At 60.6% G+C, this 24,212-nt stretch carries 20 protein-coding genes and 1 pseudogene; 13 read left to right on the plus strand and 8 right to left on the minus strand.

What is annotated here, in order from left to right; all coding sequences use genetic code 11:
- Positions 1-22: 22 nt before the first annotated feature.
- Complete coding sequence (locus CR152_RS01855; protein WP_099873277.1) at positions 23-1,309, plus strand: Glu/Leu/Phe/Val family dehydrogenase; 1,287 nt, start codon at positions 23-25, stop codon at positions 1,307-1,309.
- Between the two features lie 138 nt (positions 1,310-1,447).
- On the opposite strand, the gene CR152_RS01860 is transcribed toward CR152_RS01855, so the two are convergent.
- Positions 1,448-4,297 carry a TonB-dependent receptor domain-containing protein gene (locus CR152_RS01860; RefSeq protein ID WP_229413250.1) on the minus strand — a complete coding sequence of 950 codons (2,850 nt, stop codon included), beginning with the start codon at positions 4,295-4,297 and terminating at the stop codon, positions 1,448-1,450.
- Positions 4,298-4,700: 403 nt separating this feature from the next.
- Here CR152_RS01860 and tnpA point away from each other — a divergent pair, with 403 nt between their 5' ends.
- Complete coding sequence (gene tnpA / locus CR152_RS01865; RefSeq protein ID WP_099873279.1) at positions 4,701-4,982, plus strand: IS66 family insertion sequence element accessory protein TnpA; 282 nt, start codon at positions 4,701-4,703, stop codon at positions 4,980-4,982.
- Positions 4,967-5,533: pseudogene (locus CR152_RS01870) on the plus strand (Glu/Leu/Phe/Val family dehydrogenase); the annotation flags it as partial. The gene tnpA and the pseudogene CR152_RS01870, both read left to right, overlap by 16 nt.
- A 320-nt stretch (positions 5,534-5,853) precedes the next feature.
- On the opposite strand, the gene CR152_RS01875 reads toward CR152_RS01870, so the two are convergent.
- The 3 genes from CR152_RS01875 to glmS all read right to left on the minus strand — a co-directional run bounded on the left by CR152_RS01875 (position 5,854) and on the right by glmS (position 8,629).
- A complete protein-coding gene (locus CR152_RS01875) occupies positions 5,854-6,144 on the minus strand; it encodes a hypothetical protein (RefSeq protein ID WP_099873283.1) in 291 nt (96 codons plus the stop codon).
- Between the two features lie 55 nt (positions 6,145-6,199).
- Complete coding sequence (locus CR152_RS01880) at positions 6,200-6,430, minus strand: hypothetical protein (RefSeq protein WP_099873287.1); 231 nt, start codon at positions 6,428-6,430, stop codon at positions 6,200-6,202.
- A 369-nt stretch (positions 6,431-6,799) separates the two neighbouring features.
- A complete protein-coding gene (gene glmS, locus CR152_RS01885; protein ID WP_099873289.1) occupies positions 6,800-8,629 on the minus strand; it encodes a glutamine--fructose-6-phosphate transaminase (isomerizing) in 1,830 nt (609 codons plus the stop codon).
- Positions 8,630-8,791: 162 nt separating this feature from the next.
- On the opposite strand from glmS, the gene CR152_RS01890 reads away from it, so the two are divergent.
- The 3 genes from CR152_RS01890 to CR152_RS01900 all read left to right on the plus strand — a co-directional run bounded on the left by CR152_RS01890 (position 8,792) and on the right by CR152_RS01900 (position 11,330).
- Positions 8,792-9,259 carry an Lrp/AsnC family transcriptional regulator gene (locus CR152_RS01890; RefSeq protein ID WP_099873292.1) on the plus strand — a complete coding sequence of 156 codons (468 nt, stop codon included), beginning with the start codon at positions 8,792-8,794 and terminating at the stop codon, positions 9,257-9,259.
- Positions 9,260-9,366: 107 nt separating this feature from the next.
- Complete coding sequence (locus CR152_RS01895; protein ID WP_099873294.1) at positions 9,367-10,137, plus strand: ABC transporter ATP-binding protein; 771 nt, start codon at positions 9,367-9,369, stop codon at positions 10,135-10,137.
- Complete coding sequence (locus CR152_RS01900) at positions 10,134-11,330, plus strand: ABC transporter permease (protein WP_099873296.1); 1,197 nt, start codon at positions 10,134-10,136, stop codon at positions 11,328-11,330. The genes CR152_RS01895 and CR152_RS01900 overlap by 4 nt, the downstream gene beginning before the upstream one ends.
- A 147-nt stretch (positions 11,331-11,477) precedes the next feature.
- Here CR152_RS01900 and glmU read toward each other — a convergent pair whose 3' ends face one another.
- Positions 11,478-12,854: a bifunctional UDP-N-acetylglucosamine diphosphorylase/glucosamine-1-phosphate N-acetyltransferase GlmU gene (gene glmU / locus CR152_RS01905; protein WP_099873298.1), complete on the minus strand. Its 1,377-nt coding sequence runs from the start codon at positions 12,852-12,854 to the stop codon at positions 11,478-11,480.
- Positions 12,855-12,881: 27 nt separating this feature from the next.
- Between glmU and CR152_RS01910 the strand changes: the two genes are divergently transcribed.
- The 5 genes from CR152_RS01910 (at position 12,882) to CR152_RS01930 (ending at position 16,492) form a co-directional block, all read left to right on the plus strand.
- Positions 12,882-13,772 carry a DUF6279 family lipoprotein gene (locus CR152_RS01910; RefSeq protein ID WP_099873300.1) on the plus strand — a complete coding sequence of 297 codons (891 nt, stop codon included), beginning with the start codon at positions 12,882-12,884 and terminating at the stop codon, positions 13,770-13,772.
- Between the two features lie 135 nt (positions 13,773-13,907).
- Entirely contained in the window at positions 13,908-14,552 is a 645-nt protein-coding gene (rsmD, locus tag CR152_RS01915; protein WP_099873302.1) for a 16S rRNA (guanine(966)-N(2))-methyltransferase RsmD, read from the plus strand.
- Positions 14,553-14,672: 120 nt separating this feature from the next.
- Entirely contained in the window at positions 14,673-15,170 is a 498-nt protein-coding gene (coaD, locus tag CR152_RS01920) for a pantetheine-phosphate adenylyltransferase (RefSeq protein WP_054265447.1), read from the plus strand.
- A gap of 14 nt (positions 15,171-15,184) precedes the next feature.
- A complete protein-coding gene (locus CR152_RS01925) occupies positions 15,185-15,460 on the plus strand; it encodes a YfhL family 4Fe-4S dicluster ferredoxin (RefSeq protein ID WP_054265448.1) in 276 nt (91 codons plus the stop codon).
- Positions 15,461-15,904: 444 nt separating this feature from the next.
- On the plus strand, positions 15,905-16,492 hold the full coding sequence (locus tag CR152_RS01930) for a chalcone isomerase family protein (RefSeq protein ID WP_099881911.1): 588 nt from the start codon (positions 15,905-15,907) through the stop codon (positions 16,490-16,492).
- Positions 16,493-16,577: 85 nt separating this feature from the next.
- Here the strand turns inward: CR152_RS01930 and CR152_RS01935 are convergent, their stop codons facing one another.
- Positions 16,578-16,865, minus strand: coding sequence for a hypothetical protein (locus tag CR152_RS01935; protein ID WP_099881913.1), 288 nt, complete (start codon positions 16,863-16,865; stop codon positions 16,578-16,580).
- 144 nt (positions 16,866-17,009) lie between these two features.
- Here CR152_RS01935 and CR152_RS01940 point away from each other — a divergent pair, with 144 nt between their 5' ends.
- Complete coding sequence (locus CR152_RS01940; RefSeq protein WP_099873304.1) at positions 17,010-17,960, plus strand: LysR family transcriptional regulator; 951 nt, start codon at positions 17,010-17,012, stop codon at positions 17,958-17,960.
- A gap of 226 nt (positions 17,961-18,186) precedes the next feature.
- Here CR152_RS01940 and CR152_RS01945 read toward each other — a convergent pair whose 3' ends face one another.
- A complete protein-coding gene (locus CR152_RS01945; RefSeq protein WP_099873306.1) occupies positions 18,187-19,749 on the minus strand; it encodes a methyl-accepting chemotaxis protein in 1,563 nt (520 codons plus the stop codon).
- A gap of 140 nt (positions 19,750-19,889) precedes the next feature.
- Positions 19,890-20,345, minus strand: coding sequence for an Lrp/AsnC ligand binding domain-containing protein (locus CR152_RS01950; RefSeq protein WP_054265452.1), 456 nt, complete (start codon positions 20,343-20,345; stop codon positions 19,890-19,892).
- 218 nt (positions 20,346-20,563) lie between these two features.
- Between CR152_RS01950 and putA the strand changes: the two genes are divergently transcribed.
- Complete coding sequence (putA, locus tag CR152_RS01955) at positions 20,564-24,211, plus strand: trifunctional transcriptional regulator/proline dehydrogenase/L-glutamate gamma-semialdehyde dehydrogenase (protein ID WP_099873308.1); 3,648 nt, start codon at positions 20,564-20,566, stop codon at positions 24,209-24,211.
- Position 24,212: the final 1 nt, after the last annotated feature.

Genomic DNA, 24,212 nt, shown 5'->3' on the forward strand with positions numbered 1-24,212 from the left:
ACTACAACAACGGAGCCGCCGCATGACACGCCAGCACGACATTCCATCCTACCTCGTCCCCAAGGAAAACAACCCCTGGAGCGTTTATCTCGAACAGATCGACCGCGTGACACCGCACCTTGGCGCACTGGCGCGCTGGGTCGAGACGCTCAAGCGGCCCAAGCGCATCCTGATCGTCGACGTACCGATCGAGCGCGACGACGGCAGCATCGCCCACTTCGAGGGCTACCGCGTACAGCACAACATGTCGCGCGGCCCCGGCAAGGGCGGCGTGCGCTTCCACCAGGACGTGACGCTGTCGGAAGTGATGGCGCTGTCGGCATGGATGACGGTCAAGAACGCCGCCGTCAATGTGCCGTACGGCGGCGCCAAGGGCGGAATCCGGGTCGACCCGAGGACGCTGTCGCAGGGCGAACTGCAGCGCATGACGCGCCGCTATACCAGCGAGATCGGCATCATCATCGGACCGAACAAGGACATTCCGGCGCCGGACGTGAACACCAACGAGCAGACCATGGCGTGGATGATGGATACCTACTCGATGAACCAGGGCAGCACGGCGACCGGCGTCGTGACGGGCAAGCCGATTTCGCTGGGCGGCAGCCTGGGACGGCGCGACGCCACCGGGCGCGGCGTGTACGTCGCCGGCTGCGAGGCTGCCCTCAAGTGCGGCATGCAGATCGAGGGCGCCAGGGTCGCGGTACAGGGCTTCGGCAATGTGGGCGGGATCGCCGCCCGCCTGTTTTCGGAGGCCGGCGCGCTGGTGGTGGCGGTGCAGGACCACGGCGGCACGATCGTGCATGACGGCGGCCTGGACGTGGAAGCCTTGCTGGCGCACGTGGCGCAGACGGGCAGCGTGGTGGGCTTTGCCGGCGCCGAGGACAGCATTGCGCCGGAGCGCTTCTGGAACGTCGATTGCGACATCCTGATTCCGGCCGCGCTGGAGCAGCAGATCACCAGGGAGAACGCCGCCCAGATTCGCGCGCGCATCATCCTTGAGGGCGCCAACGGGCCGACGACGCCGGAGGCCGACGACATCCTGCGCGAGAACGGCGTGCTGGTGGTGCCGGACGTGATCGCCAACGCGGGCGGTGTCACGGTCAGCTACTTTGAATGGGTGCAGGACTTCTCGAGCTTTTTCTGGAGCGAGGAAGACATCAACGCCCGCCTGACGCGCATCATGCGCGATGCGTTCGCGGCCATCTGGCAGGTGGCGCAGGACAAGGACGTGTCGCTGAGGACGGCCGCGTTCGTCGTGGCGTGCACGCGCGTGCTGCAGGCGCGCGAGGTGCGCGGCTTGTATCCTTGATGGCCTGAGGGGACAGCCTGCGGCGGTGGCGGTCTGGATGGTGGAAATAAGGGGAACTGGCAAGCTCAGCTTGCCAAAACCGTGACGATCCAACACCTCACTGACGCGGGAAGTGCTCCAGCAGCACTTCCCTTTGTTTTAGAAGCTGACGCCGCCAGTGACGTAGAACTGACGCCCCAACGGACTCGCATAGCGCGCGTCGAATCCCGCTTGATTTCCGCCGCCCGCAGTACGAATACTGAGAGGCGGTTCTGCATCAAACACATTACGAATGCCCAGGGAAATGCCCAGGTTGGCGTATTGTTTCATCTGAATTCGCGTTTGCCAGTCAACGGTCGTAAACGCTTTGACGTCTCGTTTGAGACCGGTGAACCCGACCGGCAAGGTGCCGTCATCGTTGACCAGCTTTAACGCGTTGTCGTCCGCCGTCAACACCTGGTCGTGATAACCGGAGCGGAAATTGATCGCCAAGGTGTGGGTGTAGGTATCAAGACTAGCCCAGCTGGCCGACAGCCGCGACACAATGCGAGCGGTGACGTTGTTGTACGCATCAAACCGGCCAACGCTGCTTTCCGTGGGAGATCCAGGCACGTCGACCTCGGATTTCAACATGTAGGTGCCGTTCCACTTGAAGTCGAACTTGCCCACGCCGGTTTTCATCGAATACGAGTTGTCCCAGTCAATCCCGCGGTATCGCGCTGCCGCAAGGTTAAATGTCGGAAGAAGTGTGACCAGCTTGTTGGCGCCGATACCCTGGTCATAGACGACGGAGAAATTATTGTTGAATTTGACGGGATCTGCGAAGGGAAACTGTTCCGGAAGGGTAGTCAGCTGGTCCTTCATGTTCACCGACCACAAATCCAGACCCAGCGACAAGCTCTTGACCGGATCGAATCGAACACCAACTGCGAATTGCTCAGACGTCTCAGGCCGCAACCCACTTGGCCCGGAGAGGTTATTTCCACCATTGAGCAAGTACTGCTGCGTCGTTCCCGTACAGTACGCCGCGCGAGGATCCGGGGCTTTGACAGGGCAAGCATAAGCCCCGGAAGTATTGCCGGCCTGAACGGTCGGCGAAGCGATCGAATCCATGCTCGCCACCTTGAAGCCCGTCCCGTACGATCCCCTGAACAGCAAATTCTCGACGGGAGTGAAGCGGAAAGCGAGCTTGTAGGTCGCCTTCTTGTTGGCATTGCCCTGGTCCGCTGGAGATAGAAGCTTCCCGTCCGAGGGATCGAAGACCATGCTATTTTTCACTGCCGAATACGCATCGTAGCGGGCCGCGGCCGTCACTTCCAAGGTCTTATGCAGTGGCGTCATCCACTCGGCTGAAGCGCCCCAGTTGCTGCGCTTGGCCGCGACAGGCAGGTGATCCGCCGAGTCACCCAAAGGGGTGTCGGTAAAATTGGGCTGTTGCGCGTTCGCCCCCTGCGAGATTGGACTCGGCATGAAATTATAACGTTGCTGCGCATAGTCACCGCTGAGCGCCAACTGAGAAGTACCACCAGGTGCGTCGAACAATGCGTGGCTGAGCGTCCCGCTAATCCTGTCCAGTTTTACTTCGATCTTGTTTTCGTTGGTATGCAGAATTGCCGGCGCCAGAACAGCAGACGAACTACCCGATGGACCGAAGGGATTGAACTGACCGGAAGCGACAATGCCGTTATAGGCATTCTTGCTCAGGAAGCCGCCCACAAAATTTGATTCCTGACTATTCTCGGAGTGCGTAAACGATGCCGAGTAATCGAAGCCGTTCTTCATGCCTGAAGCGCCAAAGGCGAGATGCTTTGCCTCTGTAATATAGTCCCTGGTCCTGCCTCCGGCGTCCGTGAACCGGATATTCATCGAAGCGGATCCCACGTCGCCTGGCGACACACCAATGCTACCAAGATACGGCAACACTTCATTGGTGTAGAGAGCCCCGGTCAACGGCAGACTCAGGCGTTGAGCAGCGGGCGCATAGCGCGCCGTCTGCTTATATTTTGAGAGCACAAGCTCACCAAAAACATTCAGGTCAGGATTGAGCTTCATGTTGAAAGACGAGAAGAGACTGTCCCGCTCGGACTTCGGAACCAGCTGAACAGTCCCCGCATAGTCGAACCAGCACGACTTGTCCTCTGCCGTACCAACAAATGCGGTGTTGGGAGCGCAGGCGCCGGTTTTAAAGTAACTCGGCGAGAGTATCTTCACCGTGTTGTCCTTGAGGCTCAACGTGGCCGACGCCGGTGCGGTATTGGCCGCCAGAAGGTAAGTGGAATAGGTTTTTCCGTTTTCGGTAAAGCGCCTCAGCCCGGTTTTTGCGAAATCGCGGTCCTTCGCATTGAGTTCACGTTGAGCGTCATGAGCGTACGTGACCAGGAAGTTGTACCCATCCTTGTCGAGGTCCCCGAACCCTTTGGATATCGAGAAATTGGAGTTTCCTCCACCTTTTTTTCCTGGCCGATTCGCGCCAGCATCAAATCGGAAGTCCTGCTGGTTTTTCTTGAGAATGAAATTGATGACGCCTGCAATGGCATCGGACCCGTATAAGGTTGAAGCACCGTCAGTCAGGATTTCCACGCGCTCGACCGCGCTCATCGGAATGCTGGCAAGGTTGACGGCGCTGCCCGATCCGTAGGACGCGATCCGGCGGCCATTGAGCAATACCAGCGTATAAGCGGCTCCGATACTGTGGATCGAGGCGTTTTGAACACCGCCGCCTCCGCCGTTCACGGACTCCGATGCAGTGGTAAAGCCCTGCATCGATGAGAGCGACTGAACGAGTTCTTCAACGCTTTTAGCGCCAGTTTTTTGAATATCTGCCGCGCTCAGAAATTGAACTGGCAGCGCCCCTTCCTTGGCGATGCGTTTGATCGCCGAGCCAGTGATTTCCACTCGCTGTATTCCTGCCTCCTGAGCGTTGGCGCTCAGGGAAAATGCAGTACTGCCGCCGATCAGACCTGTCATACATAGAAGTCGTATCGCTGCACAAATCGATTTCTCTTTCACGCGTGTCTCCCCAACATTTGGTTAGTTGATTCCTGGGTTTGTCCGGCTATGTCCATCGGTATCTGGTGAACGGCATGCCGGGCTTATAGGTCTATGCAACACGCATAGACATGTCGATTCCAAGCCCTTGCTCCGCTTGTGCCAAGTAGCGTGGCGAAGTGCGTGCTCTAAGCCGACTGGAATGCGCCATATCTGATGCATGCAGAAGCCGTGGTGACGAAAATTGCTTCGGCGAATGTAGACTAACCAGTTTGACCATTTGTATCTATGCGTCTTTCGCCATGTGCAGGCGCATAACGTACATAACTTTCCGAGCCAGGAAGTAAGCGGTCTGTTTACCCACCTTCCATTGCTCATTTTCGGCATCCGGAATCGGGGTTCCATCGACTCAGGAGTCACGGACATGCACGAGCCAACGAAGCACGAACGCTGGCCAGCGCGCCTGCAGGCACAGGCCGAATCCGGGCAAACGATTCGCGCTTGGTGCTCCTTCAACGGCGTCACGGAAGCGAGCGTTCACTACTGGCGCAAACGCCTTGCCACTACCGGCGCGCCCGCGTCGCCATTCATCGCACTGCCTGATCCCACCCGGAGCGCCACCATCCTGGAAGTGGAGACGCCAGTACGCCTGGGCAGCCCGGCACACATGGAGTGGCTGGGCGCTGTCCTGGCGGTGCTGCGCTAATGTGGGGCGCGCCGCAAGGCATGGTTTACCTGGCGACGGGCCACCACGACATGCGCAAGTCGGTCAACTGCCTGGTGCACGTGGCGCAGACAGGCAGCGTGGTGGGCTTTGCCGGCGCCGAGGACCGCATTGCGCCGGAGCGCTTCTGGAGCGTCGATTGCGACATCCTGATTCCGGCCGCGCCGGAGCAGCAGATCATCAAGGATAACGCCGGCCAGATTCGCGCGCACATCATCCTTGAGGGCGCCAACGGACCGACGACGCCGGAGGCCGACGACATCCTGCGCGAGAACGGCGTGCTGGTGGTGCTGGACATGATCGCCAACGCGGGCGGTGTCACGGTCAGCTACTTTGAATGGGTGCAGGACTTCTCGAGCTTTTTCTCGAGCGAGGACGACATCAAAGCCCGCCTGACGGGCATCATGCGCGATACGTTCGCGGCCATCGGGCAGGTGGCTCAGGACAAGAACGTGTCGCTCAGAACGGCCGCGTTCGTCGTGGCGTGCACGCGCGTGCTGCAGGCGCGCGAGGTGCGCGGCTCGTATCCGTGATGAACTGAGCGGGGCAGTCTAGGTCGGCGGCGCCATGCATTTCGCATGCCGTGGCGCCGCGTGTGGTTCGTGGATGGGTTGCTCCGCAAAATGACATCTGTCCCGAACTCGAATGTGTTGTCCCGGACTCTATTGCCAAGGAACATCAAGCTGACTGAAAACAATAAAGTTAGTCGGAATCGCACGCGATAAGTCGTTGATTCTGCCGGACTCATCAAGTGATTGGCGCTGTCCAACCAACAGGCAGACACCAGAAAGCTCATGAACGAGGTCGGTGGGATAGGCTGGGACCGCTTTCGCCCGAAAGCGCACTCTAGGGTTCAATGTTGGAACACTGGTAGTTCACCGTCTTTAAACAACTCCAGTTTTCCGAACTTTGAAGTGAGCGCGTCAATGAGATGTCCAAAGAACAAGTGATATGCGCCTTTTCTGGTAGTGATGAGGCCGCCTGTGATGAGCTCACAGTCGACATCAAACTCTGGTTGCCCCGGAAGGTGAGAGTAGAAATAAAACGCTGAACCGTCACGAAAGGCCGCAATGGAAGACAAGCCACGAAGAAGGCCATCCAACTCATCTGCGTCGTTACAATTAAATAAAATTACTTGCCACATAAATTCCTAAACGACACGTTTATCGAAACACTGCTCTCGGCCGTTGTCGGCCTAGTCACTGGACCAGTTCCAACTCGACATCGCCAAGTCCAAAAGCCATTAACCACTGCGTAATTCCGCCACCGTCACTGCACTCCAGTTCGTAACCAGCAGGTTCTAAATAGATCTCCACGATGGTTGCCACGTCACCCACTCGTGGCTGTCGAAGATGACATTCATCAGCAAGTTCAGGCATCTGCACGTTGAAACCCTTCAGCCTGACTACCGCGTACTGCTTAGATTTCATTTATGATTTTCTGGTATTGAGTGGCGGCTGCGGGCCGGGTGCAGTCGATTGAATCCGCAGCCGAAGCCAGCCGGTCGCCCGTGCTCACTCTACATGAGCCTCGATGTCACTTCCAGGTGAAGATGAGATAGTTTGAGCGGCGCCCAATCAACCTTATTGTTATTCGACTGACTTTATTGTTCCCAGTCAGTGGGGTAGGCCAGCGAATTTCGGTGCTGAAGTCAGGGTGAAATAAAAAAGCCCATGTGGCCAGATCCAGGCACACATGAGCTTCTGCAAACGGCAAGTAGCCGGGAGGTACCTGTGTCAAACCTTATTGTTTTGTGTCTGACTTTATTGTTTGCCTACCCCCGGCACCAGCCAGCAGTCTTACTCCACCGTCACCGACTTGGCCAGATTACGCGGCTTGTCCACATCCGTACCCTTGGCCAGCGCGGTGTGATACGCCAGCAATTGCAGCGCCACAACGTGCAGGATCGGGGACAGCAGGCCGTAGTGTTCCGGCAGGCGGATCACATGCAGTCCATCGCCCGAAGTGATGCGCGAATCGACGTCGGCGAACACATACAGCTGGCCGCCGCGGGCCCGCACTTCCTGCATGTTCGATTTCAGTTTTTCCAGCAGCGCATCGTTCGGTGCGATCGTTACGACCGGCATTTCATCGGTCACCAGCGCCAGCGGACCATGCTTGAGTTCGCCCGCAGGATACGCTTCGGCGTGGATGTACGAAATTTCCTTGAGCTTCAAGGCACCTTCCAGAGCGATCGGATAATGCATGCCGCGGCCCAGGAACAGCGCATTGTCCTTGCGCGCAAAGTCGTCGGCCCAGGCGATGATCTGCGGTTCCAGCGCCAGCACTGCGGAAATGGCCACCGGCAGGTGACGCATTTCTTTCAGGTAGGTCGCTTCTTCTTCGTCGGAGAGGCGGCCATTGACTTGCGCCAGGGTCAAGGTCAGCAGGAACAGCGCGGCCAGCTGGGTGGTGAAGGCCTTGGTCGATGCCACGCCCACTTCCACGCCGGCGCGGGTGATGTACGACAGGGCGCATTCACGCACCATGGCGCTGGTGGCAACGTTGCAGATGGTCAGGGTGTGCACCATGCCCAGGCTGCGCGCATGCTTGAGCGCGGCCAGGGTGTCGGCCGTTTCGCCGCTTTGCGAAATCGTCACCACCAGGGTGTTCGGATGCGGCACGCTGTCGCGGTAGCGGTATTCGCTGGCGATCTCGACCTGGACCGGGACCTTGGCCACCGATTCCATCCAGTACTTGGCGGTCAGGCCCGAGTAGTAGCTGGTGCCGCAAGCCAAAATCAGCACGCGGTCGATCTGCTTGAAGACCTTGAAAGCGTTGTCGCCGAACAGTTCCGGCATGATGCCGGTGACGCCTTCGAGCGTGTCGCCGATGACGCGCGGCTGCTCGAAGATTTCTTTCTGCATGTAGTGGCGGTACGGACCCAGCTCGGCGGCGCCGGTGTGGGCGTGCACGGTCTTGACTTCGCGCTCGACCGGTTTGCCGTCGACGTCGACGATCCAGACCTTGGCCAGTTGCAGGTCGACCACGTCGCCTTCTTCCAGGTAGATGATCTGGTCGGTGGTGCCGGCCAGCGCCATGGCGTCGGAGGCGACGAAGTTCTCGCCCTGGCCGACGCCGACGATCAGCGGCGAACCCTGGCGCGCGGCAACCACGCGATGCGGCTCTTCGCGGCTGAACACGGCAATGGCGTAAGCGCCAGTCAGGCGCTTGACGGCCAGCTGGACGGTCTCGAACAGGTCGCCGCTATACATGTGGTCGACCAGGTGGGCGATGACTTCGGTATCGGTCTGGCTTTGGAACACATAACCGAGGGCGGTCAGTTCGGCGCGCAGCTCGTCGTGGTTTTCGATGATGCCGTTGTGAACCAGCGCGATGCGGGCATTCTCTTCGGTTGGCGAAAAGTGCGGGTGCGCATTGTGCGATGCCGGCGCGCCGTGCGTGGCCCAGCGGGTGTGGGCGATACCGGTGAAGCCTTGCAGGCCGGCGCCGGCGATCTGCGTTTCGAGGTCGGCCACGCGCGAGGTGCTGCGCGAACGCTGCAGCTTGCCATCGACGTGCAGCGCGACGCCGCACGAATCGTAGCCGCGGTACTCAAGCCGCTTCAAGCCCTCGACCAGGATGGGGGTGATGTTGCGTTGTGCTACTGCTCCGACGATACCGCACATGATGACCTCGATCTGAAAATTAATGAATGCGCAGATCGTAGTTGAGCTACCATGAAATATGCTTTCTAATTTGATCTCATAATGTGTGATTATTTCATCAGTCACACGGCATGAATTTATATTTCATTTATCGACCATATTCTTTGCTAATCGCTAATATCCATGAACGCCAATGATCTTGACGACGTCGACCGTCGCATTTTGAATATCCTTCAGCTTGACGCATCGCATACCAATGCGGAGCTCGCCGAGCTGGTCCACGTCTCGCCGCCGACCTGCCTGCGCCGGGTGAAATACATGACCGAGGGCGGCGTCATCGAGCGCCAGGTGGCGATCGTGGCGCCGGAAAAGGTGGGCGCGCGCCTGACCGCCATCGTCGAGATCACGCTCGATGTGCAGGCCGCCGAGCGCATGGACGAGTTCGAGCAGCATGTGGCGGCCGAAGCGGCCGTGCTGCAATGTTACCGGGTGGCCCCGGGGCCGGATTTCGTGCTCATCGTCCAGGTGGCCGACATGCCCGCCTACCACGCGCTGGCGCACCGCCTGTTTGCCACGCGCACCAATGTGCGTAACGTGAAAGCGTATTTCTCCACGTTCCGCAGCAAGTTCGAGACCCGTATCGCCGTCTGATTATTGCATTTGAGCAATCTCAACGGCGCCCCGCCGGAAACAGGTTCTACTCAAACCTGCTGCGCGTCCTGGTGGACGCCGGACGAGACGAGGCGGGAGGTGGAGCGATGAATGACATCCTGGAACACGCTGGGCCGGCGCCCAAGCCGCATGGCGACCTGGTGCGCCTGACGGGCGTGCACAAGTATTACGGCGGCGGTCTGTCCGCCGTGCATGCCCTCGATGGCATCAACCTGCAGGTGGGCATGGCGGAAATGGTGGCCATTTGCGGTCCCGCGGGCAGCGGCAAGACTACGCTGCTGAACCTGATCGGCATGCTCGAATACGCCAACGAAGGCAGCGTCGTGATCGCCAACCTGCTGATCGCGCGCCTGCCCGACCAGGCGCGCGCCGACTTGCGCAACGAAATGATGGGCTTCGTGTTCCAGGCGTTCACCCTGATTCCGGTGCTGACCGCGCGCGAAAACGTGCTGTTGCCGCTGATGTTGCGCGGCCGCCTGGAACACAAGGAGTTGCAGGCAGCCCATGCCCGCGCGGACGAGCTCCTGGGCCAGCTTGGCCTGGCGACCCACGCCAACACCTATCCGCCGCGGCTCGACGCCAGCCAGAGCCAGCGCGTGGCGATTGCGCGGGCACTGCTGGCCAAGCCGCGCCTGGTGCTGGCCGACGAGCCCACCTCGCGCCTGGACAGCGCCTGCATCCGCCTCGTGATGGATTTGTTCACCCAGCAGCAGCACGAATACGGCACCGCCTTCATCGTCTCGACCCGCGACCAGCGCCAGCTCAGCCGCGTCACACGCACGCTGCAGCTGCACGACGGGCGGCTGCACGCCGTGCTGGCCGATGCCGGCCGCGAGCCTTTCCGGGTCAAGCTATGAGCCCGTACCGCCTGGCCCTGCGCACCCTGATGCTGGGACGCACCCGCAGCGTGCTGGCGATCGTGCTGATCGGGGCCAGCCTGTGCGTGCTCGACTTATTTGCGGGCAATATCGCCAGCACCCGCGCCGGCATCGAGTACCAGGCCGTGATCGGCGAACGGATGGGCCACCTGACCGTTATTCCCGCCCCTTCCGCCGGCGAGCCACGCCTGTTCGGTCCGGAGGAAGCGGAGCGCGCGCGCTCTGTGCTGGCGCGCGTGAAGGGCATCGCGCTGGTGGTGCCGGAAATCAGCGTGGCCGGGATCGCCGCCACGGCCGAGCGCTCGGCCACATTTGGCGGGCAGGGCATGCGCATGCCCGATGAATCGGTGGTGCCGGGCCTGCAAGGCTCGCCGGGCAAGCTGCAGCCGGGCGTGAGCAATGGCATTGCCATCAGCCAGGCCAAGGCCCGTGCGCTCGCGTTGCGTGTCGGCAGCCCGCTGACGCTGACCGCGGCGGTGTCCGACGCGGCGCCCAGGCACGTCATGGCCCAGGTGGTCGATGTGTACGCGCTGCCCGGCCGCGACGACAACATCCGCTCGCTGCTGATGCCGCTGGAACTGGCGCAGGACTTGCTCAATACCGACCGCAGCGAGCGCTTCGTGGTGTTCCTGTCCGACCCGGACCAGCTGGAACAGCAGCGCACGGTGGTGATGGCCGCGCTGCGCAAGGCGGGGGTGGGCGCCGAGGTGCGCACCTGGCAGGAATTGTCGCAGGCCTACATGCGCGCGCGCAGTGCGTCCGACCTGGCGTTCGACAGCATCGCCGGCATGGTGTTCGCGGTCATTGCGGCGACCATTGCAGCCACCATGTCGATCAATGCGCTGGAACGGCGCCGGGAAGTGGCGACCTTGCGCGCGCTGGGCATGCGCAGCCATTCGGTGTTCCTGATGCTGGTCACCGAAGCGCTGGGCATTGCGGTGGCGGGCGTGGCTGTCAGCCTGGTGGCGAGCGGAGTCATTGCGTGGATCATCAACAGGGTGACTGTCCAGGAGGATACGCAGCGCGCCTTTGCGCTGCCGATGCCGGTGGAGCTCGATGTGAACCGCATGATGATGGCGGTGGTGACGGTGCTGGCGGTGGCCTTGATGGCGGCGCTGGTGCCGGCGTTCAAGGCGGCACGCGGGAATATCGCGTCGGCGCTGGCGGCGTGAGCACGCGATGCTGCGCGCGCACGTCGCACGAAGGACATAATCGCCCGCCCCGATCTCGTCTGCGCCGCGCCAGGAGGGCACACGGCGCGGCGCAGACGGTCTTAAAGCTCAGGCAGCAACGTTGCGTGATGCCTGGGCTACTTCACCTTACTTCTTGACCTTCACCGGACGTGTCCAGTTGTCGATGGTCACCTGCCTGGTGCGCGAGATGGTCAGCTTGCCGGCTGGCGCATCTTTGGACAGCGTGGTACCGGCGCCCAGGGTCGCACCCTTGCCGACGGTAACCGGCGCGATCAGCTGGCTGTCGCTGCCGATAAATGCATCATCTTCGATCACGGTGCGGAACTTGTTGGCGCCGTCGTAATTGCAGGTAATCGTTCCCGCGCCGATATTGACGCGCGAACCGACCGTGGCATCGCCCACATACGCCAGGTGGTTGGCCTTGCTGTGCGCCGCGATCTGGCTGTTCTTGATCTCGACAAAGTTACCGATGTGGACATCTTCAGCCAGCTCGGTACCCGGACGCAGGCGCGCGTACGGCCCGATGACCGACTTGGCGCCCACCACCGCATCTTCAATATGACAGAACGGTTTGATATTGGTTCCCGCCGCGATGCGCGCGTTGACCAGCACATTGTGCGCGCCCACGCTCACGCCGTCGCCCAGTTCCACGCGGCCTTCGAACACGCAGCCGACGTCGATGGTCACATCGCGTCCGCAAATCAGTTCGCCACGCACATCGATGCGGGCCGGGTCGAGCAGGGTCACGCCTTTTTCCAGCAGCGCGTTGGCAATATTGAGCTGGTGACGACGCTCCAGCTCAGCGAGCTGCACCTTGCTGTTGACGCCGGCGACTTCCCATTCGGCCGACGGGTTGGCCGACACGACCGGCACGCCATCCTCCACCGCCCGGGCCACGATATCGGTCAGGTAATACTCGCCCTGCGCATTGTTGTTCGACAGCGAACCGAGCCACTTTTTCAGGTGACGGGTCGGCGCGACCATGATGCCGCTGTTGATTTCGCAGATGGCGCGTTCGGCTTCGCTGGCATCCTTTTCTTCGACGATGCGGGTAATCGTGCCGCCTTCGCGCACGATGCGGCCCAGGCCGAACGGATTGGCCTGCACCACGGTCAGGATACCGAGCTTGTCGGTGCCGGCGGCGTCGACCAGGCGCTTGAGCGAGGCCACGGCGGTGAGCGGCACGTCGCCGTACAGGATCAGGGTCGGGACATCTTCATCGAGCTGGGGCACGGCCTGGCTGACCGCGTGACCGGTGCCGAGCTGCGGTTCTTGCAGGGCGGTATCGATGGCGGCATGGCCCGTGCTGTCCTGGCGTTTGAGCATCTCGGGCACCGCTGCGCCGCCATGCCCGTAAATAACGCATAATTTGCTCGGTGCAAGTGCCCTTGCCGTATCGATCACATGCTGCAGGAGGGGTTTGCCCGCCAGCGGGTGCAGCACTTTCGGCAGCGCAGATTGCATACGCTTTCCCATTCCAGCGGCAAGTATCACTACGTTCATAAGCGTTCGTTCAAAAAGAGTTAATAAATGAAAAAGTTTAACACGCAGGAACCATTTTCCCAGCGCTTTCGCGTTCTTTGCCTCGTGGCCATGGTGGCCGTACTGACCGCCTGCAGCGGCATCAAACTGGCCTACAACCAGGGCGACACCTTGCTGTACTGGTGGCTGGACGCCTATGTCGACCTCGATTCGGAGCAGGCGCCGGAGGTCAAGCAGGATATCAAGGAGCTGTTCAAATGGCATCGCCAGACCCAGTTGAAGGACTACATCCACATCCTCACTAATGCCCAGCGCCAACTCGCAGGCAACCTGAGCAAGGCTGACCTGGATGCCGATTACCGCGACATCATCGCGCGCACCGAATTGCTGGCGCAAAAGGCCTTGCCGGAATTGACCGACCTGGCGCTGTCGATCAAGCCGGAGCAGCTCGCTCACATTGAAAAGAAGTTCGAGAAGAACAACGAGACCTTCCGCAAGAAGTTCATCCGTGGCAGCGTCGAGGATTTGCAAGAGAAGCGTTTCAAGAAATCGATGGAACAGTTCGACCTGTGGTTCGGCGACTTCAGCAGGGATCAGGAAGCCATTCTGCGCAAGGCATCCGATGCGCGTCCGCTGAACAACCAGATCTGGCTTGACGACCGCATCCGGCGCCAGCAAAGGATCCTGACGGTGCTGCGCAAGATCGACAAGGAAAACCTGGGCAAGGAAGCCGCAGCGCCGCTGGTGCAAGGCTTGATCAAGGATATGCTGGCGCGCGGGGCGGAGAACAAGCAATTTTTCGATACCTCCACCGACGGCACGATGCAGATGATCCTGACCGCGGTGAAAATTGCCACGCCAGAGCAGAAGGCCCATGCGCAGAAACGCATGCAGGGATGGATCAGCGACTTCAACACCCTGGCTGCCGAAACCAAGTAAGCCAACCCGCCTTACCCTGGCATCCGCCCAAGCCGACACGGCCCCCGGCGGGTGCCGGTTCCCCCTTCGCCGCCCGGCAACGCATCACACCCCCCGTGATATAGTGCGCCGGATCAGCAATCCCCCCTCGTCGCCATGCAAAAGAAACCCGCCAAAGTCCCGGTGCACCGTCCGCCGCCTCCGAAACAAGTCCGCATCATCGGCGGCGCCTGGAAGCGCTCGACGCTGCCCGTGCTCGACGCGCTCGGCCTGCGGCCCACCCCGGACCGGGTGCGCGAAACGGTGTTTAACTGGATTAACCACCTGTGGGACGCCAACTGGGCCGGGGCCGACGTGCTCGACCTGTTCGCCGGCAGCGGCGCCCTCGGTTTCGAGGCAGCCAGCCGCGGCGCCCGCTCAGTGACCATGATCGACAGCCACACGCCGGTCGTGCGCCAGCTCGGCGACGTGAAGATCAAGCTCAAGGCCGACAACGTCCAGGTGGCCCGCGGCGACGCGCTGGCCGGCGCGCAAAACATGGCGCTGCGCGGCCAGCGCTTCCAGCTGGTGTTCCTCGATCCGCCCTACCAGCAAAACCTGCTCGAGCGCAGCCTGCCGCTGACCGCCGGCCTGCTCGCCGAAGACGGCCTGGTGTATGCCGAATCCGGCGCGCCGCTGCCGTTCGAACCGGAAGACGGCAGTGCCGTGCCCGACTGGCTTGCGCCGTGGGAAGCGGTGCGTAATGACAAGGCCGGCATCGTGTTCTATTACCTGCTCAAGCTGCGCAAAACGGCAGCGTAATCACGATCGGTCAGCGGTTTATTCGGTCGCGATCCTCCCCGCCGTATGGCGCCGCAGGGACCGCGCATAAATTTCAGGCATAATGCGCGTTCTATATTGGTGCATCTCTAGGGAGCCGCAATGGTTGTAGCCGTTTATCCAGGAACCTTTGACCCGCTCACGCGTGGCCATGAGGATTTGGTGCGCCGTGCGTCCGGGCTGTTCGACAGCCTGATCGTGGGCGTAGCCGACAGCAAGAACAAACGCCCGTTTTTCTCGCTGGACGAACGCCTGGAAATTGCCAACGAGGTGCTGGGCCATTATCCAAACGTGCGGGTCGAGAGTTTTTCGGGCCTGCTCAAGGATTTCGTGCGCAAGCATGACGCCCGCGTCATCGTGCGCGGCTTGCGCGCCGTGTCGGACTTCGAATACGAGTTCCAGATGGCGGGCATGAACCGCTACCTGCTGCCGGATGTCGAAACCCTGTTCCTGACACCGTCCGACCAGTATCAGTTCATCTCCGGCACCATCGTGCGCGAAATTGCGATGCTGGGCGGCGATGTCTCCAAGTTCGTGTTTCCATCGGTCGACCGCTGGCTGCAAAAGAAGATCGCCACCATGGCGCCGCCTTCCGAATAAAAAGCTGAGCAATCATGGCCTTACTGATTACCGACGACTGCATCAACTGCGACGTGTGCGAGCCCGAGTGCCCGAACGACGCCATCTACATGGGCGCCGAGATCTACGAGATCGACCCCAACAAGTGCACGGAATGCGTGGGCCACTTCGATGAACCGCAATGCCAGCAGGTGTGCCCGGTCAGTTGCATTCCCTTCAACCCGGCCTGGCGCGAAACGCCGGAACAGTTGCGCGCCAAGTACGAGCGCCTGACCGCGGGCAAGGATGCCCCGGCGTCGCCCCTCCCCTGAGCGACAGCGTCTGACGCAGCGGTGGGGCAGCAGCCCCGCCAAGCTCAATGCAGCCTTACCAAGATGTCTTATCAAGTTATAAATTCATGTGCCTTCTAAGCCACAGATTTGTTTTGAAATCATCATAAAACCTGCATAAAATGCCTCCACGGCAATTTTTTTGAGAAATACAATGGTATATTTACCTAGTCCATTAGCTCGCCTACATTAAATTTTCCTCGCAGCGCACATTCCGGCACCATCTCGACCGTACGTAAAGACTATAATACCCGCCGCGTAAATACGATGGCGCTATGGCCTTGTCCACCGTCGTGCCGGCTGCTGCGTTGAAGGAATATGCTGGCGTGCCGGTCGACTTACTTGATGCTGGCAAGCCGCAGGCCAGCATGAGCGTTTTTCATGCGGAACAAAAACAGATTAATCACTGGAGACACCATGATCGCAATGAACAGATTCACTTTCAAAGGCTTGCTGGCAGGTATTGTCCTCGCTTGCGCCTTCGGCCAGGGTGCCTCCGCGGCGGAGATCAGCGGCGTCAAGCTGGAAGACACCATCAAGGTCGCCGGCAAGGATCTCAAGCTCAATGGCTACGGGATGCGCCAGAAATTCGTGGCCAAGGTGTATGTCACCGCACTGTACCTGCCGGAAAAGAGCAAATCATTCCCTGAGATCATGAAGATGGATGGCCCGCGCCGCGTCAGCCTCGTGCTGATGCGCGACCTGACGTCGGACGATTTCGGCGACGCCTTCATGAACGGCCTGAATAACAACCTCAATAACGATGAGAAATCCAAGATCGTCTCGCAGATCAGCAAATTCGGCGAAATGTTCGGCCTGCTGCAAGGATTGAAGAAGGGCGATGTCCTGCACCTGGACTGGATCCCCGGCACCGGGACCCAATGCGAGTTCAACGGCAAGAAAATCGGTGAAGTCGTCCCCGACCTGTTGTTCTACAACGCGATCTTGCGCATCTGGATGGGCGAGCGCCCGGTTGATGCGGGCTTGAAGAATGCCTTGCTCTCGGCGAAATAAAATTCTCTGATCAATGAAAAAGCGGCGCCGGAATATTCCAGGCGCCGCTTTTTTTTGTGCAGCCGCTTGCGCGACTGGCCAACGATCAGGAACGGGCGGCCATGGCGCGCAGTTCGGCCGTCAGGCTGGCGTTGCCGGAAGAAGAATTCGTCATCCGTTGCAGCAATTTGGCGTTGCGCATGTTGCGGCGGGCGTCCAGCTGGTCCCTGCTCAGGCGCGGATTCACCACCAGCACCAGCGCGCGGAAGATGCCGATCAGCAAAGGCTTGAAGAACAGGGCGACTGCGGCGATCGCCAGCACCAGGCCGACGCTGCGCAGCAGCGGCAGCAGCGTCAAGGCGGTGTCGCCCATGGTTTGCAGCAAAATAGACATGATGTTGAAATCGCAGTAGCAGTTGTTATGTATCAACTATAGTGCAACGCAACATATAAATCCAATTCCAAAATCCCATATCAATTATATTAATGGTGAATGGATTGCGGTATGATACCTAATCGCCAACTTTTCTGAATCGCCATGAGCTTTCTGACGCTGGACCTGAACCTGCTGCGTGTGTTCGACGCGGTGATGACCGAGCAAAACCTGACGCGCGCGGCCGGCCATCTGGCCATGACGCAGCCGGCGGTATCGAACGCGATCAAGCGCTTGCGCGAGAGTCTGGGCGACGAATTGCTCATCCGCACAGCCTACGGCGTCAAGCCGACCCCGCGCGCCGAGTCGCTGTGGCCGGCCGTGCGCCAGGCCCTGGCCGGGCTGGAAGCGGCTGTTACCCCGGAAACCTTCGACGTCTCCAAGGCGCATGCGACCTTCCGCATGGCGATGGCGGACGCGACGGCGGCGTTCTGGCTGCCTTCGCTGATGCGTTCGATCGAGAGCGAAGCCCCGGGCGTGAATGTGCGCATGGTGCCGCTGACGACGCGCGAACCGCGGCCGATGCTGCTGCGCGGCGACATCGACCTGGCGGTGGGTTTTTTCCCTGGCGTGGCCGCGCAATTGTCGAGCGACACCAGTTCGCCGATCCGCCATGAGCGGCTGTACTCGGGGCATTACGTGTGCGTGATGCGCAAGAATCATCCGCTGGCCAAGGTGGAACTGGGGATGGAAAATTACTGCGCGGCGAATCACCTGCTGGTCAGTTTCTCGGGGCGCGCGCATGGATTGGTGGACGAAGCGCTGGCGCAGCTGGGCCGCGAGCGGCGCATTTTGCTGACGGTGAACCAGTTCTTCACGGCGGGGCGGGTGGTGGCCAATTCGGATCTGATAACCGTGCTGCCAAAGCACCTGATCGCCTCGACGGGGATGACCGATGCGCTGGTGTGGCGCGAGCTGCCGTTCAGTTTGCCGGCCGTGCACCTCGACATGCTCTGGCACGAACGCGACGCCCGCAGCCCCGCGCATAAATGGCTGCGCAAGCATTTGGAGGGGATGAATACGACGACCTTGAGGGGGGTGGCGAATAGCGATTGAGTAGAGTCGGCCCGTAAACCGTCATTCCCGCACAGGCGGGAATCCAAGTTCGTGCCGCAGCCAGGTAGCGGCTCGCTAAATTGGGTTCCCGCCGAGTGCCGCCTTGGCGCGGGAACGACGGTTTGGGGGTTAGCGGCGGATTTCGGGGTTAGCGACCGTTTTGTGGGATTAGCGACGGTTTTGGAGTGAGCGGCGTTTTAAGGCTTACCAAGTTCATGATCGGTACCTACTTGGCCGCCGACCGATAACCGACCCGAAACCCACCCCAATGCTTCCCATCCACATAAATCGGCACCGACAAGTCGTGCATGACTTCCCCCGTATCGCGCTTGTACGTCTGCAGCAAAAACGGCTTGGTATTCGATCCGCAGCGCGACCCGGTGCGGTCGTTGAAAATCCGCTTGGTGCGGTTGTTCACGATATCCACATCGTAATCGCCCGTGAGCGGCTGCGAGAACTTCTTGTTGTGGGTCGGGAAGTAGCCATTATTATCCACCGCCCCCGCATAGGCCAGCTGCGGCATGCTCGCCAATAACCCCTCCTGCAAGGCCGGCAGCACGCGGTCGGTAAACGCATCGAAGCGCGTATTGTGCTTGGGTGGATCGGTATTCGGAATCGGCTTGTAACGACGGTCGAACAGCGCCTCATGGGTGATCTGGCTCGCTTTGAGCGCCGCGCTGAACAACTGTCCTACCTCTGCCGCTGCCTGCTGCGCCGCCATACGGATCGCATCGTGCGATGTCGCCAGCATGGACTCCCCCATGGCCCCGGCAATCGATTCCGCCTTTTCGGCCAGCGCCATCGCCGAGCCGGTCGCGCGCGGCAACGCCGCATTGGTCGACAGCATGCTGTCGCGGATCTGCGTCAGCGCGCCGGAAATGCCGCGCGTCGTTTCCACGTGCGTGCGCGCCGCCCCCGCAATCTGCCCGATTTCCGATTCCGACACGCCTGAGGAGCGTTCGATATTGCCCAGGAAACCGTGAACCCGCTCAACATTGCCAGCCGCATCGTTCACCAACGTGGCCAGCGAGGCCATGCCGACGCTCGCCATTGCTGCCTGTTCATTAATCGCACGCACCATCATGCTGATTTCGCCGGCAGCCTCGCGGGTGCGGTGCGCCAGTTGCCGCACTTCACCAGCCACGACCGCAAACCCGCGCCCGTGTTCGCCGGCCCGCGCCGCTTCGATCGCGGCATTGAGCGCCAGCAGGTTGGTGCGTGCGGATATTTCGGTGATGACGTCGGTAAAACCGGTGATGGCTTTCGACTTTTCCTGCAGCGCGCTCATGGTGCTGGCCGCCTGCTGGGCGTCGACACGGGCGCCGCTGATACGCCTGAGTCCTTCGGCCACCTCGGCGCGCCCGGCCACGCTTTCGCTGCGCACTTCGGCGGCCACCTTGGCGGCGCGCTCGGCATTGACGGCAATCTGCTCGGTCGTGTGTGCCACGTCTTCGGCGCTGGCGACGATGCCGACCGCAGTCTGCACGTCTTTCTCGATCTTTTTCTTGACCGAATCAACAAAATACGAGGTTTCGGCGGCGCCGATCATGATGTCGTCGATCGAATGACCGACAACGGCGATAAACTGCTGGCTATGGTCGCCATCGCCGTTCTTTTGCAGAAGGAGGAAGAGTCCAAGGCTGACCACGCCCGAGATGGCAGCCGCGGGCACGGGCCCCAGCGCCGGACCGGCGGCGAGGCCGAGCAGGAAAACAGCAAGGACGCCGCCGGCGGCAGCGCCGCAGCAGCCGAGCGCGAGGCGTCCCGACTTCGATCGAAGTTGCTTCATGTGTTCCTCTGGCCGCCGCTGGCGTCCCTGGTACAGCTGAGTATCCCGGTAGTCGAGATACATAACGTACAGTATTACCAAAGGAAGCTCAACGCATTTGCAAGGCAATGTGTCCAAAGAAAAACATTTCCACCAAGTGCTTATTTGATCGGCAGTTTAGTGGTATTTTTCACTTCCTCCATGACGGCGTAGGTATGGGTTTCGCGCACGCCTTTCTGGAGCAAGGTTTTGCCGAGGAATTCGCGATACGCCGCCATGTCCTTGACCCGCGCCTTGACCAGATAGTCGAAGCCGCCGGCCACCATGTGGCATTCGAGCACCTCAGGGATGATTTGTACGCTATTCTTGAAGGCATCGAAGACTTCGGGCGTGGTGCGGTCGAGCACAACTTCGATGAAAACGAGCAAGGAAACATCGAGCAACTGGGGATTGAGCTGGGCCGTGTAGCCCATGATGTAGCCCGATTCGTGCAGTTTGCGCACCCGTTCCAGGCAAGCCGCCGGAGACAGGTTCACCCGCGCCGCGAGCTCCACGTTGCTGATCCGGCCGTCGCTTTGTAGTTCCGACAGAATTTTCTTGCTAATCTTGTCCAGCATTCGAGATCTCCGCAATAAATTTTATTTGGTGAAATTGTCTCACCAAAAACTATCTATTGCTAGTCTTCTGTAATACCAGAATTAATCCAGAAGATTTCACTCTACAATCGAATCATCTTTTCGCGCACCTCCAGCGTGGCTTGCCTTCACGGAAAAGCCGCGCCGGAGGTGCGCGGTATCGTCTTTCCGATTCGTTTAATCCTAGTAAAGAGTTCTCAATGCAAACTGCCGCTGCTTCGGCCACCCCCTTCGTTCCCTTCTCTGCGCTGCTGGCCGAAATCAAACCGGACCAGACGCCGCTGCGCGCCGCCATCACCGCCGCTTACCGGCGCGATGAAGCCGAGGCCGTCGCCTGGCTGCTGGGACAGGGCAATCAAGCCCATCCGGAAGCGCACGCGCTGGCGCACCGCCTGGTGTCTGCCGTGCGCGAAAAACGCACACGTTCGTCCGGCGTCGACGCGTTGATGCATGAATTCTCGCTGTCTTCCGAAGAAGGCGTCGCACTGATGTGTTTGGCTGAAGCACTGCTGCGCATTCCCGACAGCCAGACCGCCGACCGCCTCATTGCCGACAAGATCAGCAAGGGCGACTGGCGCAAGCACCTGGGCGAATCGCCTTCGCTGTTCGTCAACGCCGCCACCTGGGGTTTGCTCATTACCGGCAAGCTGGTCGGCACCAGCAGCGAAACCGGACTGGGTTCGGCGCTGACCAAACTGATCGGCAAAGGCGGCGAACCGCTGATCCGCAAGGGCGTGGATTTGGCGATGCGCATGCTGGGCAACCAGTTCGTGACCGGCCAGACCATCGGCGAAGCGATCAAGAACAGCCGCGAGAACGAGCAGCGCGGCTACCGCTATTCCTACGACATGCTGGGCGAAGCGGCCCTGACCGAAGCGGATGCGAAAAACTATTACGCCTCGTACGAAACGGCGATCCATGCGATCGGCAAGGCATCGAACGGGCGCGGCATCAAGGATGGTCCGGGCATTTCGGTCAAGCTGTCGGCCCTGCATCCGCGTTACAGCCGCGCACAGCACGCGCGCATGATGAGCGAACTGCTGCCGCGCGTGCGCAGCCTGGTATTGCTGGCCAAGCAGTACAACATCGGCATCAATATCGATGCGGAAGAAGCCGACCGCCTGGAAATTTCGCTCGACATGATGGAAGCGATGGCGTTCGATCCGGAACTGGCCGGTTTCGAGGGTATCGGCTTCGTGGTGCAGGCGTACCAGAAGCGCTGCCCGTTCGTGATCGATTACCTGATCGACCTGGCGCGCCGCAGCGGCCGCAAATTCATGGTGCGGCTGGTCAAAGGCGCATATTGGGATGCTGAAATCAAGCGCGCGCAAGTCGACGGCATGCCCGGTTATCCGGTCTATACGCGCAAGGTGTATACCGACGTGTCGTACCTGACCTGCGCCAAAAAACTGCTCGGCGCAAGCAGCCAGCTGTATCCGCAATTCGCGACCCATAATGCGCACAGTCTGTCCGTGATTTACACCTGGGCGCAGCAGGACGGCATCACCGACTACGAATTCCAGTGCCTGCACGGCATGGGCGAAACGCTGTACGACCAGGTCGTCGGCAAAGCCAATCTGGATAAACCATGCCGCATTTATGCGCCGGTCGGTTCGCACGAAACACTGCTCGCCTACCTGGTGCGCCGCCTGCTGGAAAACGGCGCCAATTCCTCGTTTGTGAACCAGATCGTCGATGAAAAAGTACAGATCGAATCGCTCATCGCCGATCCGTTCGAGGCATCGCGCGCGCAGGGCGGTGCGCCGCATCCCGGCATTGCCCTCCCGCTTGCCCTGTTCAATGCGGAACGCAAGAATTCGGCCGGCCTCGATCTGACGAATGAAGATGTGCTGCGCAATATCGGCACCGCACTGGCACAGCCGCGCAATTACCACGCCGCGCCATTGATCGACGGCCCCGTGGTGGCAGGCGCGCCCGCGTCGATTCGCAATCCGGCGCTGCATGCCGACGTGGTTGGCCGAGTGAGCGATGCCAGTGCGGCCGATGTGGAAACGGCGCTGCACAGCGCCAGCAACTACGCCATGGACTGGCAAACCACCGGGCCGACGGCGCGTGCAACGATGCTCTCGCGCGTAGCCGATCTGTTCGAAGAAAACTATCCGGAACTGATGGCGCTCGCCATTCGCGAAGCCGGAAAATCGCTGCCGAATGCGATTGCCGAAATCCGCGAAGCGGTCGATTTCCTGCGTTATTACGCGGCCCAGGTGCACGGCACGCAGCATGTGCTGGCGCTCGGTCCGGTCACATGTATCAGCCCATGGAATTTCCCGCTCGCGATCTTTACCGGCCAGGTGGCGGCGGCGCTTGCCGCTGGCAACGTGGTGCTGGCAAAACCGGCCGAACAAACGCCGCTGATCGCTTATCGCGCGGTGCAGCTGTTCCATGAAGCGGGTATTCCGGCAGCAGCCTTGCAATTCTTGCCGGGCCGCGGCGAAGTGGTTGGTGCCGGCCTGACCGCCGATTCGCGTGTGAAGGGCGTGATTTTTACCGGCTCCACCGAAGTGGCGCAGTTGATCAACCGCACCCTGGCGGCACGCTCGGTCAAGGAATCCTGCGATATTCCGCTGATCGCCGAAACGGGCGGCCAGAATGCGCTGATCGTCGATTCCTCAGCCTTGCCGGAACAGGTGGTGCAGGATGTGATGACGTCGGCTTTCGATAGCGCCGGACAGCGTTGCTCGGCCTTGCGCGTATTGTTCCTGCAACAGGAAATCGCCGATAAAACCATCAAGATGCTCAAGGGCGCGATGCAGGAATTGCGCGTCGGCGTGCCGGATCGCCTGGCGACCGATATCGGTCCGGTGATCGATGCGGAAGCACAGCAAAACCTGCTGCGCCATATCGAGCGCATGAAGCCGACCGCCAAGAACCATTTTGCGCTGGAATTGCCGGCGGCAGTGGCGGCGCAAGGCACCTTCGTCGCGCCAACGGTGCTCGAAATCGGCTCCTTGTCCGAGCTCAAGCACGAGGTATTCGGCCCGGTATTGCACATCATCCGTTATCGCCGCGCCGATTTGCCTAAGCTGATCGATTCGATCAATGCCACCGGTTTCGGCCTCACGCTCGGCGTGCATTCGCGCATCGACGAAACGATCGATTTCATTACCTCGCGCGCGCATGTCGGCAATATCTACGTGAACCGCAATATCGTCGGCGCCGTGGTCGGCGTGCAGCCGTTCGGCGGCGAAGGCCAATCGGGAACGGGCCCGAAAGCGGGCGGTCCGCTGTACCTCAAGCGCCTGCAGCGTGCCGCGCCGGCGCTGCTGCAGCATGAGCGCTTGGCCACGCCGGGCCTGGACGCCTTGCTGGTGTGGGCCAAAGCCCACGGCCATGGCCACGTGGTCACCCTGGCCGAAGAATACATGCGCACCACGCTCGCCGGTACCAGTCTGAGCCTTCCTGGTCCGACAGGCGAACGCAACGACTTGTCGTTTGCCCCGCGCGGCGCCATTCTGTGTGCGGCGGTAACGCCTGGCGTTTTGCTCAATCAATTGGCGGCTTGCCTGGCAACAGGAAATCAGGCGATTGTGCTGGCGCGCGCGAAGGAAGTCATTCCCGAAGGCTTGCCCCCGGAAGTGGCGGACCGCATTACCTTTGTGAGCGGGGCCGATACGGCGGACTGCCAGTTTCAAATTGCCTTGGTGGAAGCGTCGCTGGCGGCCGAATTGTGGCCGGTGCTGGCAAGCCGCCAGGGAGCGATTGTCGGCGTGATCGATACCTCGGAAGAAGGTGCGATTGCGCTGTGGCGCATGGTGGCCGAGCGCGCACTGTGCGTCAATACCACTGCGGCTGGCGGAAACGCAAGCCTGATGACTTTAGGTCTGTAAT

It is taken from the genome of Massilia violaceinigra (assembly GCF_002752675.1).
In the GTDB taxonomy this organism is placed as follows: Bacteria; Pseudomonadota; Gammaproteobacteria; order Burkholderiales; family Burkholderiaceae_D; genus Telluria_A; species Telluria_A violaceinigra.

Bases quoted from the DNA above. Each gene is read 5' to 3' on its own strand.
- CR152_RS01855 (WP_099873277.1), top strand. From the start codon at position 23: ATGACACGCCAGCACGACATTCCATCCTACCTCGTCCCCAAGGAAAAC.
- tnpA (WP_099873279.1), top strand. From the start codon at position 4,701: ATGCACGAGCCAACGAAGCACGAACGCTGGCCAGCGCGCCTGCAGGCA.
- CR152_RS01875 (WP_099873283.1), bottom strand. From the start codon at position 6,144: ATGTGGCAAGTAATTTTATTTAATTGTAACGACGCAGATGAGTTGGAT.
- CR152_RS01880 (WP_099873287.1), bottom strand. From the start codon at position 6,430: ATGAAATCTAAGCAGTACGCGGTAGTCAGGCTGAAGGGTTTCAACGTG.
- glmS (WP_099873289.1), bottom strand. From the start codon at position 8,629: ATGTGCGGTATCGTCGGAGCAGTAGCACAACGCAACATCACCCCCATC.
- CR152_RS01890 (WP_099873292.1), top strand. From the start codon at position 8,792: ATGAACGCCAATGATCTTGACGACGTCGACCGTCGCATTTTGAATATC.
- CR152_RS01895 (WP_099873294.1), top strand. From the start codon at position 9,367: ATGAATGACATCCTGGAACACGCTGGGCCGGCGCCCAAGCCGCATGGC.
- CR152_RS01900 (WP_099873296.1), top strand. From the start codon at position 10,134: ATGAGCCCGTACCGCCTGGCCCTGCGCACCCTGATGCTGGGACGCACC.
- glmU (WP_099873298.1), bottom strand. From the start codon at position 12,854: ATGAACGTAGTGATACTTGCCGCTGGAATGGGAAAGCGTATGCAATCT.
- CR152_RS01910 (WP_099873300.1), top strand. From the start codon at position 12,882: ATGAAAAAGTTTAACACGCAGGAACCATTTTCCCAGCGCTTTCGCGTT.
- rsmD (WP_099873302.1), top strand. From the start codon at position 13,908: ATGCAAAAGAAACCCGCCAAAGTCCCGGTGCACCGTCCGCCGCCTCCG.
- coaD (WP_054265447.1), top strand. From the start codon at position 14,673: ATGGTTGTAGCCGTTTATCCAGGAACCTTTGACCCGCTCACGCGTGGC.
- CR152_RS01925 (WP_054265448.1), top strand. From the start codon at position 15,185: ATGGCCTTACTGATTACCGACGACTGCATCAACTGCGACGTGTGCGAG.
- CR152_RS01930 (WP_099881911.1), top strand. From the start codon at position 15,905: ATGAACAGATTCACTTTCAAAGGCTTGCTGGCAGGTATTGTCCTCGCT.
- CR152_RS01935 (WP_099881913.1), bottom strand. From the start codon at position 16,865: ATGTCTATTTTGCTGCAAACCATGGGCGACACCGCCTTGACGCTGCTG.
- CR152_RS01940 (WP_099873304.1), top strand. From the start codon at position 17,010: ATGAGCTTTCTGACGCTGGACCTGAACCTGCTGCGTGTGTTCGACGCG.
- CR152_RS01945 (WP_099873306.1), bottom strand. From the start codon at position 19,749: ATGAAGCAACTTCGATCGAAGTCGGGACGCCTCGCGCTCGGCTGCTGC.
- CR152_RS01950 (WP_054265452.1), bottom strand. From the start codon at position 20,345: ATGCTGGACAAGATTAGCAAGAAAATTCTGTCGGAACTACAAAGCGAC.
- putA (WP_099873308.1), top strand. From the start codon at position 20,564: ATGCAAACTGCCGCTGCTTCGGCCACCCCCTTCGTTCCCTTCTCTGCG.